This window comes from Cellulomonas sp. NPDC057328, assembly GCF_042667215.1.
Lineage (GTDB): Bacteria > Actinomycetota > Actinomycetes > Actinomycetales > Cellulomonadaceae > Cellulomonas.
Genome location: NZ_JBHUZW010000080.1, coordinates 1 through 17,681, shown reverse-complemented (window position 1 = coordinate 17,681; position 17,681 = coordinate 1). Strand labels below are relative to the sequence as shown.

General features: G+C 73.3%; 14 protein-coding genes. 5 read left to right on the top strand and 9 right to left on the bottom strand.

Annotated elements, in window-relative coordinates; translation table 11 throughout:
• Positions 1–425: 425 nt before the first annotated feature.
• The 4 genes from ACFUMH_RS13695 to ACFUMH_RS13680 all read right to left on the bottom strand — a co-directional run bounded on the left by ACFUMH_RS13695 (position 426) and on the right by ACFUMH_RS13680 (position 5,044).
• Complete coding sequence (locus ACFUMH_RS13695; protein ID WP_378206390.1) at positions 426–1,691, bottom strand: LCP family protein; 1,266 nt, start codon at positions 1,689–1,691, stop codon at positions 426–428.
• A gap of 136 nt (positions 1,692–1,827) precedes the next feature.
• Positions 1,828–2,823, bottom strand: a complete 996-nt coding sequence (gene rfbB, locus ACFUMH_RS13690) for a dTDP-glucose 4,6-dehydratase (protein ID WP_378206387.1) — start codon at positions 2,821–2,823, stop codon at positions 1,828–1,830.
• 50 nt (positions 2,824–2,873) lie between these two features.
• The gene (locus ACFUMH_RS13685) at positions 2,874–3,947 is read right to left on the bottom strand and encodes a glycosyltransferase family 2 protein (protein WP_378206384.1); all 1,074 of its coding nucleotides are present in this window, start codon (positions 3,945–3,947) and stop codon (positions 2,874–2,876) included.
• Positions 3,944–5,044, bottom strand: coding sequence for a glycosyltransferase family 4 protein (locus tag ACFUMH_RS13680; protein WP_378206381.1), 1,101 nt, complete (start codon positions 5,042–5,044; stop codon positions 3,944–3,946). Before ACFUMH_RS13680 ends, ACFUMH_RS13685 begins: the two co-directional genes overlap by 4 nt.
• A 149-nt stretch (positions 5,045–5,193) precedes the next feature.
• Here ACFUMH_RS13680 and ACFUMH_RS13675 point away from each other — a divergent pair, with 149 nt between their 5' ends.
• Genes ACFUMH_RS13675 through ACFUMH_RS13660 form a run of 4 tightly spaced genes read left to right on the top strand, consistent with a single transcriptional unit; the run spans position 5,194 to position 10,776 of the window.
• Complete coding sequence (locus tag ACFUMH_RS13675; RefSeq protein WP_378206378.1) at positions 5,194–6,030, top strand: ABC transporter permease; 837 nt, start codon at positions 5,194–5,196, stop codon at positions 6,028–6,030.
• Positions 6,027–7,226, top strand: a complete 1,200-nt coding sequence (locus tag ACFUMH_RS13670) for an ABC transporter ATP-binding protein (RefSeq protein WP_378206375.1) — start codon at positions 6,027–6,029, stop codon at positions 7,224–7,226. The genes ACFUMH_RS13675 and ACFUMH_RS13670 overlap by 4 nt, the downstream gene beginning before the upstream one ends.
• Entirely contained in the window at positions 7,226–8,281 is a 1,056-nt protein-coding gene (locus ACFUMH_RS13665) for a class I SAM-dependent methyltransferase (protein WP_378206372.1), read from the top strand. Before ACFUMH_RS13670 ends, ACFUMH_RS13665 begins: the two co-directional genes overlap by 1 nt.
• Positions 8,278–10,776, top strand: coding sequence for a glycosyltransferase (locus tag ACFUMH_RS13660; RefSeq protein WP_378206369.1), 2,499 nt, complete (start codon positions 8,278–8,280; stop codon positions 10,774–10,776). The genes ACFUMH_RS13665 and ACFUMH_RS13660 overlap by 4 nt, the downstream gene beginning before the upstream one ends.
• A 334-nt stretch (positions 10,777–11,110) precedes the next feature.
• On the opposite strand, the gene ACFUMH_RS13655 is transcribed toward ACFUMH_RS13660, so the two are convergent.
• The 5 genes from ACFUMH_RS13655 to ACFUMH_RS13635 form a co-directional block, all read right to left on the bottom strand.
• A complete protein-coding gene (locus ACFUMH_RS13655) occupies positions 11,111–11,494 on the bottom strand; it encodes a DUF2304 domain-containing protein (protein WP_378206366.1) in 384 nt (127 codons plus the stop codon).
• Positions 11,491–12,249: a glycosyltransferase family 2 protein gene (locus tag ACFUMH_RS13650; protein ID WP_378206363.1), complete on the bottom strand. Its 759-nt coding sequence runs from the start codon at positions 12,247–12,249 to the stop codon at positions 11,491–11,493. The genes ACFUMH_RS13655 and ACFUMH_RS13650 overlap by 4 nt, the downstream gene beginning before the upstream one ends.
• Positions 12,250–12,333: 84 nt before the next feature.
• On the bottom strand, positions 12,334–14,697 hold the full coding sequence (locus tag ACFUMH_RS13645; RefSeq protein ID WP_378206360.1) for a hypothetical protein: 2,364 nt from the start codon (positions 14,695–14,697) through the stop codon (positions 12,334–12,336).
• Entirely contained in the window at positions 14,694–15,236 is a 543-nt protein-coding gene (locus ACFUMH_RS13640) for a hypothetical protein (protein ID WP_378206357.1), read from the bottom strand. Before ACFUMH_RS13640 ends, ACFUMH_RS13645 begins: the two co-directional genes overlap by 4 nt.
• A gap of 132 nt (positions 15,237–15,368) precedes the next feature.
• Positions 15,369–16,469, bottom strand: coding sequence for a glycosyltransferase family 4 protein (locus tag ACFUMH_RS13635; RefSeq protein ID WP_378206354.1), 1,101 nt, complete (start codon positions 16,467–16,469; stop codon positions 15,369–15,371).
• A gap of 55 nt (positions 16,470–16,524) precedes the next feature.
• On the opposite strand from ACFUMH_RS13635, the gene ACFUMH_RS13630 reads away from it, so the two are divergent.
• A partial coding sequence (locus ACFUMH_RS13630) for a glycosyltransferase family 4 protein (protein WP_378206351.1) occupies positions 16,525–17,681 on the top strand: 1,157 nt, incomplete at its 3' end.

Below are 17,681 nucleotides of genomic sequence, written 5' to 3'. Positions count from 1 at the left end.
CCGTCCGGACGTGGCCGGCCGGCCGGCGCGAACGACGCGGGCGTGCCGCCGGCGGGCGTCGGACCGGCGTCGTCGGCCGGGCGCCGTGCGGGACGCTGCGGCGTCCGGGCGGCACCGCCCGCGGGGGCGGCCGGACGGGCGGTCGCGGTCCGGGGTGTGCGTGCGGGGGCGGCGGGCCGCGGTGCGGCGGGACGCTCGGCCGCCGCGGGACGCTCGGCCCCGCCGGGTCGCTCGGCTCCGCCCGATCGCTCGGTCCCACCGGGTCGCCGCGGGGCGGGCGGGCGCCGCGGTGAGCCGGCGCGGCGCGGCGCGCCGTCCGCGCCGACCACGCGTGCGTCCGACGCCTCCGGCCGAGCGCGGCCGCCCGACGGGCTGAAGCTCGGCGGCGGGGTCTCGTCCGACCGGTCGCGGGGTGCCACGGCGCCTCAGCAGCTCGACGTGACGTCGGCCGCGGTGAAGGCCTCGCGGCCCGGCGTCTTCGTCGGCGTCGGGGTGGGCTCGGCGACCGGCGCGTCACCCGCACCGGGGTCGGCGGGGTCCACGGGCGCGGCCGGGTCGGCGGGGCCACCGGCCTGGGGCGGTGCGGTCGTCGGCGTCGGCTCGGGCGTCGGCGCGCCGAGCATCGGCACGTCGGAGGCGATGTTCGCCCACAGCTCGTCGGCCGCCGACGTCCACTCCACGCGGTTCGGGTCGGTCCGCGCCGGTGCCCACGGCACCGTCGTCAGCACGATGTTGGCGCGGTCGATGCTGCGCAGGCTGAAGGCGAGACCCGTGAGGTCGCCCATCGTCACGTCGGTCGTGAGGGACTGCGTCGCGGCGCTGAGGAACTGCAGCAGCTGCGGGGCGTCCGTGAGCACGTTCTTCGACAGCACCTCGTCGGCGAGGTCCGCGATGAGCCGCTGCTGCCGGCCGGCGCGCATGATGTCGGAGCCGTCGAGGCCGGTGCCGTGCCGAGCGCGCGCGTACTGCAGGGCGGTGACCCCGTCGAGGCGGTGCAGGCCCGCGGTGATGTCGAGGCCGGTGTACCGGTCCTTGATGTCGTTCTCGATGCACGTCTCGACGCCGCCGACGGCGTTGATCATGTTCTGGAACCCGGCGAAGTCGATCACCACGAAGTGCGTCAGCGGCACGCCCGTGTTCTCCACGACCGTGCTCCAGGTGCAGGCCGCGGCCGACGCGATGTCGTTGCCGTTGTCGTAGCCGATCGCGAAGGCGTCGTTGAACATGCCCTTGCGCGCCTTCGTCGTCCGCCCGTCCGACATGGTGCACGCGGGGATGTCAACGAGGGAGTCACGCGGGATGGACACGAGCTCGACGCGGGTGCGGTCCGCGGAGACGTGCATGAGAATCGTCGTGTCCGACCGCATGCCCTCGACCGCTCCGCCGATGGCCTCGTTCTCGCCGTCGCGCTGGTCCGACCCGAGGATCAGGACGTTGACCGCCTCGCCGGCGCGCGCGTCCGTGGGGTCGGGCGGCCCGGTCGGGGTGGGGGCTTCCGCCACCAGGCCGTCGAGGCTCACCGTGTCGACGTTGCCGTTCAGCCGCGCGGCCACCGCCACGCCGCCGGCGGCGCCGAAGACGAGCACGGTCGTCACCGCCAGCGCGACACCGCGGAGCACCCCGTGCGAGCGGAGGTCGCGGGCGTGCCGGGGCGCACGACGGCGTCGAGGAGCGGCGTGGCGGGTGGTCACGTGTCAGATGGTAGGAGCGCGCCCGCGTCGAGCGGGGGAGCCGGGGCAGGGGCGCCGTGAATGATCTGTGCAGATGCCCCGGTGCGCCCGCCCGAGAGCGGGGTGCGGCTGGTCGTCCGGCTCGTCGCCGACCCGGTCAGCGGCCGAGGACGGCGTACTTCGCCTCGGTGGCGTCCTTCTGCGGCCGCCACCACGACTCGTGCGCGCGGTACCAGTCGATGGTCGCCGCCAGGCCGTCGCGGAACGTCGTGTACCGCGGCTCCCAGCCGAGCTCGGTGCGCAGCTTCGTCGCGTCGATCGCGTAGCGCAGGTCGTGGCCCGGCCGGTCGTTGACGTGGTCGTAGGCGTCGGACGGCTGGCCCATGAGCTCGAGGATGAGCTCGATGACGGTCTTGTTGTCCTTCTCGCCGTCGGCGCCGATGAGGTAGGTCTCGCCGAGGCGGCCCTTCTCGATGATCGACCAGACCGCGCTGTTGTGGTCCTCGACGTGGATCCAGTCCCGGACGTTCTCGCCCGTGCCGTAGAGCTTGGGCCGGACGCCGTCGATGACGTTGGTGATCTGCCGCGGGATGAACTTCTCCACGTGCTGGAACGGCCCGTAGTTGTTCGAGCAGTTCGAGATCGTCGCGCGCACGCCGAAGCTGCGCGCCCACGCGCGGACCAGCAGGTCCGACGACGCCTTGGTCGACGAGTACGGGCTCGAGGGGTTGTACGGCGTGTCCGGCGTGAACTTCGCCGGGTCGTCGAGCTCGAGGTCGCCGTAGACCTCGTCCGTCGAGATGTGGTGGAAGCGCACGTCGTGACGGCGGACCGCCTCGAGGAGCTGGTACGTGCCGATGACGTTGGTGCGCACGAACGGCCACGGGTCGTGCAGCGAGTTGTCGTTGTGCGACTCGGCGGCGAAGTGCACGACGAGGTCGACGTCCTTGACGAGGCTGTCCACAACGTCGGGGTCGGCGATGTCGCCCTTGGCGAGGACGACCTTGCCGTCGACGGGGTCGAGGCTGCGCTCGTCGCCCGCGTACGTCAGCGCGTCGAGCACGGTGACGTGCACGTCGGGGCGCTCGCGCACGGTCTGGTGGACGAAGTTGGAGCCGATGAATCCGGCCCCGCCGGTGACGAGCATGCGCATGGCGACAGTTCTCCTCGAGGTCAAACGCGACCGGGCGAGCCTAGCGCGACCTACGCGCGGTACCCGAACCCGGCGGTCGCGGGGACGAGCAGTCGCTCGACCACTCGGCGCGGCGTGCGCGCGGTGCGGCCGATGCGTCGACGCTCCGTGAGCAGGTGGGGGAGCATCGCCGCCCAAGACACGAGCGCGCGGGCCCGCGGTCCGGCAAGGTCCCAGCGGCGTCGGCGCACGGCGAGGGATCCCGTCGTGAGCACCTCACGGCCGATGACCCGCAGCGCCAACGGCGCTCCCGCGTTCTTCGTCAGCGTTGCGAGGCGGTTGCGCGTGTCGTGGAAGCGGAAGAACGGGCTGCCCTCGGTCGACGACGCGGCATGCACGTGGTGCACGACGACGTCGGCGCAGTGCTCGATGCGGTACCCGGCGAGCCGCAGCCGCCACGACAGGTCGGTGTCCTCGTAGTACATGAAGAACCGCTCGTCGAAGAGGCCGACCTCGCGCAGCGCCGACGTGCGCAGGACCGCCGCGGCGCCGCTGAACCCGAACACCTCCCGCGGCGGTGCGTGCCGGGCCGCGTCCGCGAGCCAGCCGCGGTCCTGGCCGTACCCGTCGGTGCGCAGCTCGTTGCCCGAGGAGTTGACGAGCCGCACGTCGCCCTCGGGGTCACGGACCCAGCGTCCGTCCGGGCCCGCCACGACGTCCCGGTCGTCCGGCGCGGCCGCTCTGAACCGGTCGGCGAGGAGCACGGTCGCCGCCATGGCCGCGACGTCCGCCGGTGCGGCGTCCATCGCCTCGACGAGGCGGCGGACCGCATCCGGCTCCGCGACGGCGTCGTTGTTGAGGAGCACCACGAAGCGCGAGCGCACGTGCCGCAGCGCCACGTTGTTGCCGCCGGCGAAGCCGAGGTTCGTGCCGGAGCGGACCAGGACGACGTCCGGCCGCTCGCGCGCCACCAGGTCCGCCGTGCCGTCCCGCGACGAGTTGTCGACCACGACCACCTCGGCGCGCAGCCCGCCCAGCTCCTGCGCGCGCAGGCTGTCGAGGCAGCGCAGCACGAGCTCCGCGGCGTCGTAGGTGACCGTGACGACGGTGACGTCGGGCGCGGGACCCACGTCGGCGGAGCTCACGCGGCCGCCCGGACGTACGCGTCGAGCGTGGTGTCGGCGGTGCGGGCCCACGTGAAGCCGGCCGCCCACGCCTGCCGCGACGCGCGTGCCGCCGCGTCGTCCGGGGTCCGCAGCACGCGGTCGAGCCCGTCCGCGAGCGCGTCGACGTCGGTCGGTGCGGCGTACGTCGCGTGCCGCCCGCCGACCTCGCGCAGAGCGGGGACGTCCCCCGCGAGCACCGGCCGCCCGGCGGCCATCGCCTCGAGCACCGGCAGGCCGAAGCCCTCGTCCAGCGAGGGGAGGAGCACGGCCCGCGCGCCGGCGACGAGCCCGCGCAGCGTGTCGTCGTCGAGCCAGCCGGTGCGCACCACGCCCGCTTGCTCCCGCACGTGGAGGTCGCGCCCCGCGGGCCCCGCCAGCACCAGGACCGGCGTCCCGGGGTCCTGCGCGCGCAGCGCCGCGTGGGCCCGCAGCAGGCGCGGCAGGTTCTTGCGGGGCTCCAGCGACCCGACGAACAGCAGGTAGTCGTCACCGACGCCCATCGCGTCCCGCACCTCGGCCGGCGCCGCGACGGCCGAGGACCACGACGCGTCGACGCCGAGCGGAGTCACGCTGACGCGGTCGGCGCCGAGGCCGTAGTGCTCCCGCACGGCACGCCCGGTGGCGCCCGACGGCACGAGCACGTGCGCGCCGCGGCGTAGGGCTCGTGGCACGAGCACGCGGTAGCGCGCGGAGTCGGCGCTCACGGTCGCCGGCAGGTGGACGTACGCGAGGTCGTGCACGGTGACGACCTCGCGCGCCCGGACGGTGGGCGGCGAGACGAAGTTGGTGCCGTGCACCACGTCGGTCCGGCCCACGAGCAGCTCGACGGCGGGGGCGTCAACCCGCTGCCACGCCGCGCGGAGCGCACGTGCCGGCACGCGGGGACCGGTCTGGCGCACGGTGGGCGGCAGGCCCTCGACGCGGCCACCGCGCAGGCTCCACGTGGTCACGTCGACGCGCGCGTCGAGCCCGCGGCGGGCGACCGCCTCGGGCAGCGCGTCGACGAGGCGGGCGACGTACGTCCCGATGCCCGTCCGGCGGCCGAGCAGCGGGGTCCCGTCCAGGGTGATGCGCACGCGGTGATGCTCTCACGCGCGCCCGCGCCGACCGGCAGTGCCGGCGGGGCCTCCTGGGCACGCGCGGGTGGGTGACATGCGCCGTGTATCCTCGTTCACCGCCTGGGCATACGCCCGGTAGGCGCCACCTCGGGAACGGAAGTCGGTCGTTGGGCATCCTGTCGGACACGCGCGAGGTCGTCGGATCCCGCGAGCTCCTCCTGAATCTGGTGCGGCGCGAGCTGCGCAGCAAGTACAAGGGCACGGCGCTCGGTTGGCTCTGGTCCTTGATCAACCCGCTCGCCACGACGGTCATCTTCACGGCAGTGTTCTCGACCATCATGCGCGTCGAGCCGCCGGTCGGCGCCGGGGGGCTGCACAGCTACCCCTTGTTCCTGCTCTGCGGGCTGCTCACGTGGAACTTCATGGCCGGTGCGGTGCAGGGCGGGCAGGGCGCGCTCGTCGGCAACGGCAACCTCATCAAGAAGACGTACTTCCCGCGACGGTTGCTCGTCATCTCGACGGTCATGGCCGGCTTCGTGACGTACGCGATCGAGATGGCCGTGCTCGCGGTGATCTTCCTCGCGTTCGGCGTCAACGTGCTGCCGTGGCTCCCGCTCCTGCTCGTGGTGATGGTGCTCGTCGCCTTCTTCTCGTTGGGCCTCGGCCTGATGCTCTCCGTGGTCAACGTCTACTTCCGCGACGTCGCGCACTTCGTCAGCCTGTTCATGCAGGTGTGGTTCTACACGACTCCGATCATCTACCCGCTCACGCTCATCCAGGGCGTCCAGGACGGGGACGGCTGGGCCTCGCGGTTGCCGCTCGAGCAGATCTACTCCGTCAACCCGATGGTCGGCTTCGTCGAGGCGGTCCGCGACATGCTCTACTCGGGGACCGTGCCCAGCTGGGTGTCTCTCGGCTACTGCCTCGCAGTCACCGCCGTGCTGCTGTGGCTGGGCAACCGGGTGTTCGCCCGGCTCGAGGGTCGACTTGCGGAGGAGCTGTGACCAAGGTCATCCGGGCGGAGGGCGTCTCCAAGCGCTTTCGCGTCTACCACGAGCGCAACCAGTCGCTGAAGATCGCGCTGATGCGCGGGCGTCGCGCCAAGTTCGACGAGTTCTGGGCGCTCCAGGACGTCTCCTTCGACATCCCCCAGGGCACCACGTTCGGTCTCGTCGGCCACAACGGCTCCGGCAAGTCCACGATGCTCAAGTGCCTGGCGAAGATCCTCGTACCGGACCGCGGCCGGATCGCCGTCACCGGCAAGGTCAGCGCGCTGCTCGAGCTCGGCGCGGGCTTCCACCCGGAGCTGTCCGGCCGCGACAACGTCTACCTCAACGGTTCCATCCTCGGCCTGCGCAAGAGCGAGATCGACGCGCGCTTCGACGACATCGTCGGCTTCGCGGGCCTTGAGAAGTTCATCGACACCCCGGTCAAGAACTACTCGTCCGGCATGTACGTGCGGCTCGGCTTCTCGGTCGCGATCAACGTCGAGCCGGACATCCTCATGGTCGACGAGGTGCTGGCCGTCGGTGATGAGGAGTTCCAGCGCAAGTGCATGGAGAAGTTCAAGGACTTCAGGGACCAGGGCCGCACCATCGTCGTCGTCAGCCACGCGCTCGGCACGATGCGGGACATGTGCGACGAGGTCGCCTGGCTCGACCACGGTCGCCTCCAGGCTGTCGGCAAGCCGCACGAGGTCGTCGACGACTACGTCGAGAGCTCGCACGGCGAGCGCGACACGGAGCACACTGCTGACGGCGGCGTGCGCCACGGCTCCGGCGAGGTGCGCGTCGACGGGGTCGAGGTGCTCGGTGCCGACGGCCAGCACACCGTGCGGACCGGCGAACCGTTCACGCTGCGACTGCACTGGTCCGCCACGGCCGACGTCCAGGACGTCGTCATGGGTATCGGGCTGCACACGATCACCGGCCAGCACGTGACGGGGCCGAACACGAAGGACGCGGGCCTGCGCCTCGACGTGCGCGCGGGCAGCCGTGGCAGCGTGGACCTGCGGGTCGACCGGCTCATGCTGCTGCCGGGGACGTACGACGTGTCGACCGGGGTGGCCGACGCAACCCTCGCGCACGCGTTCGACCAGCAGGCGCGCGCCGCGCGCTTCGACGTCATGCCCGGTACGCCGTCGGAGCGGCTCGGGGTCGTCAGCCTGGGGGGCCGATGGACAGTGGAGGGTGATCGCTGATGGACCAGCCGATCTGGCGCTCGCACGAGGCGCTCGGACTGCCGTTCGACCAGTACCAGCGCTACGCGACGGCGGCACGGGTCGTGGACGCCCTCGGCGGCAGCCACGGTCGCACGATGCTCGACGTGGGCGGCGGCCCGGGGTTCCTCGAGCTGTTCTTCCCCGGGGCCCAGGTCGCCGTGGTCGACAGGTACGGCACCCACGAGGGCAACTTCGTGGTCGCCGACGGTGCGCAGCTCCCGTTCGCCGACGCTTCCTTCGACATCGTCCTCACGCTCGACACGCTGGAGCACATCCCCGCGCAGTACCGCGAGGCGTTCCTGGCCGAGTGCCACCGGGTCGCGCGCGACTACGTCGTCCTCAGCGCCCCGCACGCCACCGAGGGCGTCGAGCTGGCCGAGCAGGCGCTCCAGGCGTTCGTCACTGCCCGCTTCGGCGAGGTGTTCGGCACGCTGCAGGAGCACATCGACAACGGCCTGCCGCGCATCGAGGAGACCGTCGCGGCGCTCGCCGCCGACGACTGGGCCGTGGGCGTCCTGCCGAGCGGGTACCTGCCGCGGTGGCTGCTCGGCATGATGTTCCACCACGAGATGCTTGCATCGGGCATGCCCGAGCTCGATGCGGTCAACCGGTTCTACAACGAGCGGCAGTCGTTGTCGGACAACGCCGCCCCGTCCTACCGCCACGTGGTGGTGGCGTCGAGGACGCGGTCCCTGGAGGAGCTCACCCGGGTCGTGGACGACCTGCGCTCGCCCGCGCAGTCGGCCGACGCGGCGGGCACGCTGGCGGCGATCGGCGGGGCCGTGCTCGCGTCGCGGCTGGGTGCGGCGGGCGTCGCCGCGTCGCAGCAGGCGGAGCTGGCGCGCCTGCGGGAAGAGCTCGCCACCACGCGTGCGGTCGTCGCCGACCGGGAGGCGCACCTCGTGGCCGCGCGCGACAGGATCGTGGTCCTGGAGGACCACGTCGCCCAGCTGCGCGACTCGCTTCCGCGGCAGGCGTGGCGGGCCGTCACGCGCAGGGGATCGAAGCAGGACGAGTCGTTGGAGGACGCGTGAGTTCGGAACGCCGGCCGGGGACGGTCTCGATCGTCGTCATCAACTACAACGGTGCCGAGGACACGATCACGTGCCTACGGTCGTTCGACGACGTCGACTGGCCCGCGGACCAGCTCGAGCTCGTCGTGGTGGACAACGCCTCTCGTGGCGACGACGTGGCCCGTATCCGCGCCGCGGTCCCGCGCGCGAAGGTCGTGAAGTCGCCGACGAACCTCGGGTTCGCGGGCGGGTGCAACCTGGGAGTGGCCCGCTCGACCGGTGAGTACGTCGCGTTCGTCAACAACGACGCGCGTCCGGACCGTCGCTTCCTGACGGCCGCCGTGCCCGTGCTCGAGCGCTCGCTCGAGGTCGGGGCCGTCGCCACGAAGGTCCTCGACTGGGAGGGCCGCACCATCGACTTCGCCGGTGCCGGCATGTCCTGGTACGGGCAGGCGTTCAAGCTCGGCGTCGGGCAGGAGCCGGGCAACGATCCGGAGGCGGAGCGCGACGTCCTGTTCGGCACGGGCTCGTCCCTCGTGATGCGCGCCGCGGTATTCGAGAAGGTCGGCGGGTTCGACGAGGACTACTTCATGTTCTTCGAGGATGTCGACCTCGGCTGGCGGCTGTGGGTGCTCGGCTACCGCGTGCGGTACGTGCCGGCGTCCGTGACCTACCACCGGCACCACGCCTCGATGTCGTCGATCGGCTCCTGGCGCGAGAAGTTCCTGCTGGAGCGCAACGCGCTGTACACGATCTACAAGAACTACGACGACGGGAACCTGCAACGCTTCCTGCCCGGTGCCATGGCGCTCGCCGTCCGCCGCGGCGTCGCGCTCGGTGGGGACGACCCGACGACGCTCGACCTGGCGCACGGGCACGACCCGGACGAGGGACCGTCCACCACCGTCTCGCGGACGACGCTCGCGTCGACGTACGCGCTCGACGAGTTCGCACGCGAGATGCCCGCCCTCGCCGCCAAGCGCGCGAGCGTGCAGGGGGCGCGGCGCCGTCCCGACGCGGAGATCCTCCCGCTGTTCGGGGACGCCCTGGTGCCGAACATCCAGGAGCCGGGGTTCGTCGAGCCCTACCGTGCCGTCGTCGACGCGTTCGACGTCGGCGAGCCGTTCGTCGCCCGTCGGCGGATCCTCGTCGCGACCGGGGACACGCTGTCGACGCGCATGGCCGGCCCCGCGATCCGGGCGTGGCAGATCGCCTCCGCCCTGTCGGGCGAGCACGACGTCCGCCTCGTCACGACCGGTGAGTGCACGCTGACGAGCTCGGCGTTTCCCATCGAGCACGTCAACGCGCGGGACATCGTCCGGCTGGAGAAGTGGGCCGACGTCATCGTCTTCCAGGGCTTCCTGATGCACGAGCACCCGGTCCTGCGCGACTCGCGCAAGGTCGTCGTGGCCGACATCTACGACCCGTTCCACCTCGAGCAGCTCGAGCAGGCGAGGGACCTGGGGGAGAAGGCGCGACGATCGGTCGTGCGCTCGTCCACCGCCGTGCTGAACGAGCAGCTCATGCGCGGGGACTTCTTCATGTGCGCGTCGGAGAAGCAGCGTGACTTCTGGCTCGGTCAGATGGCCGCCGTGGGCCGCGTGAACCCCGTCGTGTACGACGAGGACGAGACCCTGGGCAAGCTCCTCGCGGTCGTGCCGTTCGGCGTCGGCGACGACGAGCCGGTGCCGACGCGACCCATGGTCAAGGGGGTCATCCCAGGGATCGGGCCGGACGACAAGGTCATCCTCTGGGGCGGTGGCATCTACAACTGGTTCGACCCGCTGACGCTGATCCACGCGATCGACCGGATGAAGGAGCGCGTGCCGGAGGTCCGCCTTCTCTTCATGGGCGTCAAGCACCCGAACCCGGCCGTGCCGGAGATGCGGATGGCCGTCCAGGCGCGCTCGCTCGCGGAGCGCCTCGGCCTGCTCGGCACGCACGTCATCTTCAACCACGAGTGGGTGCCGTACGACGAGCGGCAGAACTTCCTGCTCGAGTCCGACATCGGTGTGAGCACGCACCTCGACCACGTCGAGACGGCGTTCTCCTTCCGCACGCGCATCCTCGACTACCTGTGGGCCTCCCTGCCGATCGTCTGCACGGACGGTGACTCGCTCGCGGCGCTGGTCAAGGACCGGGACCTCGGTCGCGTCGTCCCGGCGGGCGACGTCGAGGCCCTCGCGGAGGCTCTGACCACGATCCTCACGGACGCGGAGCTCGCCGCACGCCTGAGTGCCAACGTCCGTACCGTTGCGCCGGACTACCGCTGGTCCACCGCGCTGCAGCCGCTGATCGACTTCTGCCGGTCTCCTCGGCGAGCTCCGGACCTGCTCGACCCCGACCAGGCCGAGGCGCTCGAGACGCGCGTCGCGGTCGAGCCCCCGCCCTGGACCGGCGTCCGCGGCGACCTCGCGCTCGCTCGTGACTACCTGTCCGACGGCGGCGTCGCCCTGGTCGCGTCGAAGGCGGCGCAGCGAGCGAAGCGCGTGCTGCGGATGCAGCCGCGCACCTGACGTGCCGTCCGGGGTGGCACTGCGACGTCGTCGTCGGTGCCACCCCGGGTGCGCAGGACCCAGCCGTCGGCAGCCCCACCGCGACGCGGCCAGCCGTCGTGCCGCTAGATCTCGTCGTACGAGGAACCTCCGGACGCGCACGGGGCCGTCGAGAGGGGCACCGGCCGGGTCTCACCGCCCCCCGGCGGTGACCCGTCCCCGCGCCGAGGGTGCGGCGCGCTGACGCGTCGCCGACCTGGCTGCACAGCCGCCACCGTCACCGCACACGCAGCGCGCTCGACGGCGCAGCTCATCGCACGCGTGATCGGGCGCGACGGTGGCCGGTGGCACGGTGTCAGCGACGACCGGTCGCGCCGTCCCCGTCGTCCGCGGTCGGTGCGACGGGACGGGCCTCGATCTGAGCCCGCAGCAGGGCCAGCTCCTCCGCGATAGTGCGGGTCTCCTCCTCGAGGTTCGACACCTCGACGCTGAGCTGGATGCACACGATCAGCAGGACGACGATCGCGAGCGCGAACACCAGGTTCGACGGCGCCACGACACCCAGTGCGGACGCGAGCCCGAAGACGAGCCCAGGGACGGCGCCGACCACGCACACCCCGAGGACGACGACGAACCAGATCGCCGTGTACTTCTCGCGGACCCGCCGGCTGCGCAGCAGCCAGAAGAAGGCGCCGGCGAGGACGACGCAGATGCCGACGGAGAGTGCGTACCCGCTCACCGGGAGACCTCCGAGGTGCTGGGGGCGGTCACGACCGGCGCTGTCGGCCGGGAGAGGGCGACCGCGAGCGCGAGCAGCGCGCGCATGAGGAAGATGAAGGCCTTGGCGGGGTTGTGCGACGGCACGCCACCGGCGCGCGGACGCATGGTCACGCCGACCTGGCGGATGGTGAGCCCCGCGCGGGACGCGATGACGAGCGACTCCACGGTGTCGCCGAGGTACTCGGCCGGGTAGTTCGCCGCGAACAGCCGGATCGCGTCACGGCCGCTGAGCTTGAACCCCGAGGTCGTGTCCGTGAGTCTGGTGCCCGTGATGCGGCTGAGCACGAGGGAGAGGGCACGCATCGCCCAGCGCCGCGGCCCGCGGGCGCTGTAGGCGCCGGCGCCGGCGAACCGGGCGCCGATCACGACGTCGGCGTTCTCGGTGCGGTGCGTCTCCAGCAGGCGCTTGACCTCCGCGGGGTCGTGCTGGCCGTCCGCGTCGATCTGCACCGCGAAGTCATAGCCCCCGCGCAGCGCGTACTTGTAGCCGGCGCGCATCGCCCCGCCCACGCCGAGGTTGACCGGAAGGTCGACGACGACCGCGCCGTGGCGGCGACCGACGTCCCCCGTGGCATCGGTCGAGCCGTCGTTCACCACGACGACGTCCGCCCCGGGGAGGTGGTCGTGGACCTCGCCAAGGACCTGGGGGAGCGTCCCCTCCTCGTTGAAGGCCGGGATGACCACCAGCAGTCGGGGTTCGGGAGGCACACGCACGGCACCGAGTCTAGCCGCCGGCACCTGGACCCTCGGCCGCGTGCGGCGCGCGCCGCGGCCCCGACGGACCGCGGCACGCGCGCGTCAGCCGACGGTGACGGTGGCGCAACCGAGCGTCGTGTTCGGCCCTGGGGCGTCGTTGATCGCGTACACGCAGACGGTGCGACGCCCCGCCGTGACGGCGGCCTGGTGCATGTAGCCGTGATCCGGCCCCATCCGGTAGGCCGCGTGGACGTCCGCCCGGTGCCGGTCGGCCAGGACGGATGTCCCCACGCCGTCGACGTACACGTGCACGGCGATGGCGGCCGACGTGTCGGGGTCGAGGGCCCACCCGCGCACGGTCAGGGTCCGGCCGGACACGGAGATCTCGTCCACCGCGCCGAACGGTGCGGCCGTGCCGGCCGAGACCGTCACGCCCGCGCACCCGAGGGTCGTGTTGGCTCCGGGCCCGTCGTTGATCGCGTAGACGCAGACGGTGTGCGCACCGGGCGCGAGCGTGCGCTGATGCGTGTACCCGTGATCCGTGCGGCGTCCGAAGGCGGCCGCGACGTCCGGGCGCGGTGCCGCTGCCACCAGGGCGGTGCCTACGCCGTCGACGTACACGTGCACGCCGATGGAGGCGGTCGTGTCCGGGTCCAGCGCCCAGCCCCGCACGGTCAGTGTCCGTCCGTCCACGGAGATCTCGTCGATGGCACCGCGCGGCGCCGTGGTGCCGGCGGTGACGGTCACGGAGGAGCAGCCGAGGGTCGTGTTCGGTCCCGCGCCGTCGTTGATCGCGTAGACGCACACCGTGCGCACGCCAGGCGCGAGCTCGCGTTGGTGGACGTACCCGTGCCGGCCACTCCTGCCGTAGGCGGCACCCACGTCGGGTCGCGGGGCATCCGCGACGACCGCCGCGCCGACGCCGTCGACGTAGACGTGCACGCCGATGGGCGAGGACGTGTCGGGGTCGAGCGCCCACCCGCCCACGGTGAGCGTCCGGCCGCGCACCGTGATCTCGTCGATCGCACCCACCGGGGGCGCTGCGTGCGTCCGGACTGCGACGTCCTGGCACCGCAGCGTGGTGTGCGCACCCAACGAGGTGTTGATCGCGTACGCGCACACCCGGTGCGTGCCCTCGGGTGCCGCGGTCGTGAGCGCGAAGCCGTGCGCCCCCGGCACGCCGGTGCCGGGCGGCGACGTCCGGTCGGCCACGACCGCGGTACCGACCCCGCCCACGTAGACGTGGACGGCGATCGGATCGGGGGTGTCGGGGTCGTGCGCCCAGCCCGAGACCGTGATCGTGCCCATGCCAGTGGCGATCGCCGCCGCGCCGACCGGGACTGCGTCGACGATCGTGATGTCGCGGCACTCGAACAGCGTGCTGTCGCCCGGCCCGATGTTGACGCCGTACGTGCACACGCGGTGCGGACCCGGCGGGACGTCCAGCGTGAGGCGGAAGCCGCGACGGTCGCCCATCCCGTACGCGGCGTCGACGTCGGGCCGCGACAGGTCGGCCACGGTCGCGTAGCCCACTCCGTCGACGTACACGTGCACCTGGTTCGACTCGCGCGAGTCGGGGTCGAGCGACCAGCCGGAGACGGTGAAGCCGCGGCTCGTCGTCGTGAAGGAGTCGACGTACCCGATCGGCGCGCGGCCCGCCGGGTCCCCGAACCAGTCGCTGTAGTAGCTGAAGAAGTTGCGGTTGCCGTACGACGAGCACGTGTCACCGGTGCCGTACCCGGCAGCCAGCGCGGCACGGTTGGGCTGGTACGGCGTGTAGTTGTACAGGCCGGCGGTCGCCTGGTTGCGGATGAGGACCGGGGCGCTCCCGCAGGCGGCGTTCGGGTGGAAGCGGACCTGGTTGACCACGCCGGCACGGTGGGCGTACCCGTTCGGGTTCAAGGCGTAGTTCCGCAGCTGACGGGACGCCTGGTAGACCTGGTTGACGAAGCCGTAGTAGCGCGCGTCGCACGCCGCCGTGTCGGGGCACCCGTAGCCCATCGCGGCGCGGTACCGGCTGGGCGTCAGGTTGGCGCCCGACGCCGTCACGAGCCCCTGCTCCTTCTGCAGCATGACGAGCAGCACGCGCGGACTCACGCCGCAGGCGGCGGCGACCTTCGTGATGACCTGCGCGGCCGACTCCTGCGCTGCCCCCGGGTACGTCGCGGTGCAGCGCGTGTCTGCCGCCCGGGTCTCGGTGTCAAAGCGTGCGTCCTTCAGACACGGGGTGCCGTCGGGGCCCGGTCGGCAGCCCGTCCCTCGCGCGTCGAGGAACGCCTGCACCTCGGCCGTCGTCATCACGCCGCTGTCCCAGAAGTTCTGGTCGCTGATGATCATGCCGGGGTCGAAGCGGCTGAGGTCGGCCGCCTGCGCGGGCGGCGCACCCCCGCCGGCCGCGGCGAGCGCGACGAGCGTGCCCAGGACCAGGACGGCGCGTGCGAGGAGCCGGGCCGCGCGGCCGCTCACGGCACGTCCACGGGTGGGACCGTCGCCGAGCCGGCGCTCGTGGGCGACGTGTAGGTGACCGTGCCCGACCACGTGCCGCGTGCGAGCTGCGACGCGGGCACCGACATCACACCGCACGTCGTGGTCTTGGCGTCGGCCTCCGCCTCGACGCCAACGCTCGCCGTGCGCCCCTCCGGTCCGGTCACTGTGAGCGTGCACGACCCGGTCGCCTCGACGACCGTCACGTAGGCGGAGACCTGGAGGTCGCCCGTGGCCGCGTCGACCGCGGACCAGGTGGGGACGACCTCCACCGGCCCGGACGTCGTGGGAGGCGCGTCGGGTGCGGGGACGCCGGCGGGTGCGGTCATGTCCGGCTCGGGGGCGAGTGCGGTCGCCTCCGGGCTCGCGCTCGACGTCGGCGTCGCGTCGGCGGACGAGGTCGTGCTCGGGGTCGCCGGGGCGGCGCCCCCGGGCGCGAGGCCCGCGCACGCCGTCGTGCTCAGGAGGACGGCGACGGCCAGCGTCGCGACGCCGCCACCGGTGCGGAGATGGGTGCTCACGGGTGCACGGTAACGGGCCAGCGCGGGCCCCCCGGAGGTGACACCCCAAGGCGGCCCGGAGCGTCCCGGTTCGTCCCGCGGGTCGTCTCGGTGGGTTCGTGCCGCGGACTCGGAGGCGCGCGCTGCGGTGGCTCAGACGGCTGAGCGGTACACCGCCAGCGTCGACGCGGCGGCCTGGTCCCACGTGAACCCGTCGGCTCGCGCGCGCCCCCGCGCGCCGAGCTCCGCCGCGTCGGGGTGCAGGACCGCCTCGAGCCCTCGGGCGATCGCCGGCACGTTGAGGGGGTCGACGAGGACGGCGGTGTCGCCCGCCACCTCGGCGCACGCCGTGCCGCGGGACGTGAGCACGGGCACGCCGTGGGCCATCGCCTCCAGGACGGGCAGCCCGAACCCCTCGCGGACGGACGGGAACGCGAACGCGCGTGCACCGGCGTACGCCGCGTGGAGGTCGGCCTCCGGGAGCCGGCCGAGGACGCGGATCGCGCCGCCCTCGCCCGCACGCACGTCGCCCCAGCCCGTCGGCCCCACGAGGACGAGGTCGACGTCGGGCGGCGCGACCCGGGTGAAGGCCTCGACCAGGCGGTCGAGGTTCTTGCGCGGCTCGCGCGTGCCGCACCACAGCACGTAGTCGCGGCGCAGGCCCCAGCGCTCGCGCAGGGCCGCCACGGCGTCCGCCCCCACCGCGGGGACCTGCACGCCGTGCGGCACGACGTGCAGCCGATCCGCCGGCAGGCCGTGCCTGCGGCAGTCCGCCGCGGTCGCGTGGGACGGCACGACGACGGCGGCGGCGCGCGCGCGGACCGCGGCGAGGGCCCGGCGGAAGAACGCGTTGCCGCGTCGCGTGAAGTGGGTCGGGTCGTCGAGAAACGCCAGGTCGTGGACCGTGACGACGAGGGGACGGGCCGTGGCCGGAACCGCCCACGTCGTGGCGTGAACCACGTCGAGCAGACCTGCGAGCGCCTCGACCCGCGGCGCACCCAGGCGGGACCAGGCCTCGTACAGCGCCGTGCGGGGCAGGCGCGAGGCCACCACCGGAACCGGCAGGCGCCCGTCGGTCGGGTCGGCGTCGTGGCGTGCGGCGACGCCCGTCGCCGCGACGTCCGGGCGGGCCGCGAGCGCCTCGACGAGGCGCCGCACGTACGTCCCAGAGCCCCCGGGGACCGGCTGCCAGAGCTGCTCGACGACCAGGGCCACGCGCAGGGCCTCCGCCGCGGGGGTCTGTCGGGTCGCCACGGGGTGATGCTAAACGGCCGTCGGGGGCCGCGCCGGGCGCCGCTACGCTGACGTGGTGCGAGCGCAGGCAGGGACGGGGTCCACGAGCGGTGCGGGTCGAGCTCTGCACGTCGCGGTCGACGCGACGGCCGTCCCGGCGGACCGCGGCGGGGTGGGTCGGTACCTCGACGCACTGATCCCCGCGCTGGCCGCGCGGGCGGACGTGCGGCTCACGGTGGTGGTGCAGCCGCGCGACGCGGAGCAGGTCCGCGCCCTGGCCCCCGGTGCGACGGTCCTCGCCGCCCCCGCGGCCATCGCGCGCCGGCCCGTCCGGCTCTGCTGGGAGCAGGTCGGCCTGCCGCGGCTCGTGGCTCGCGCGCGGGCGGACGTGCTGCTCAGCCCGCACTACACGATGCCGCTGCTCGGCCCCGTGCCCGTCGTCGTCACGCTGCACGACGCCACCTTCTTCAGCCACCCCCACCTGCACTCCCGGCTGAAGGCGGTCTTCTTCCGCACGGCCACGCGGCTCGCCGTGCGGCGGGCCGCAGGGCTCGTCGTGCCCTCCCGGGCGACGCTGGAGGAGCTCGTGCGGTTCGCCGGCGCGCGCCGCGACCGCGTGGTGGTCGCGCTCCACGGCGTCGACCCCGAGGTCTTCCACCCGGTCCCGGAGGCGGAACGGGCCCGCGTGCGACGCGCGCTCGGGCTCGGTGACTCCCGGTACGTCGCCTTCCTCGGGACGCTCGAGCCCCGGAAGAACGTCCCGGCCCTCGTGCGGGCCTGGTCGTCCGCCGTCGAGGGCACCGACGCCCCTCCGGCCCTCGTGCTGGCCGGTGGCCGCGGCTGGGACACCGGGGTGGACCCGGCGATCGCAGCTGTGCCTTCCGGGCTCACGGTCCTGCGACCCGGCTACCTGCCCTACGAGGACCTCGCCGGGTACCTCGCCGGCGCCGAGGTCGTCGCGTACCCGAGCCTCGGCGAGGGCTTCGGGCTTCCTGTGCTCGAGGCGATGGCGTGCGGCGCGGCCGTGCTCACCTCCCGCGAGCTCTCGCTGACCGAGGTCGGCGGCGACGCCGTCGCGTACGCGGGCACCGACGCGCCGGACATCGCGCGGCACCTGCGGGCCCTGCTCTCGGACCCCGGGCATCGTCGCGCGCTTGCGGGCGCCGCCCGAGCCCGGGCGCGGCTCTTCACCTGGGAGGCGTCGGCGGAGCGCCACGCGGAGGCGTTCGCCGC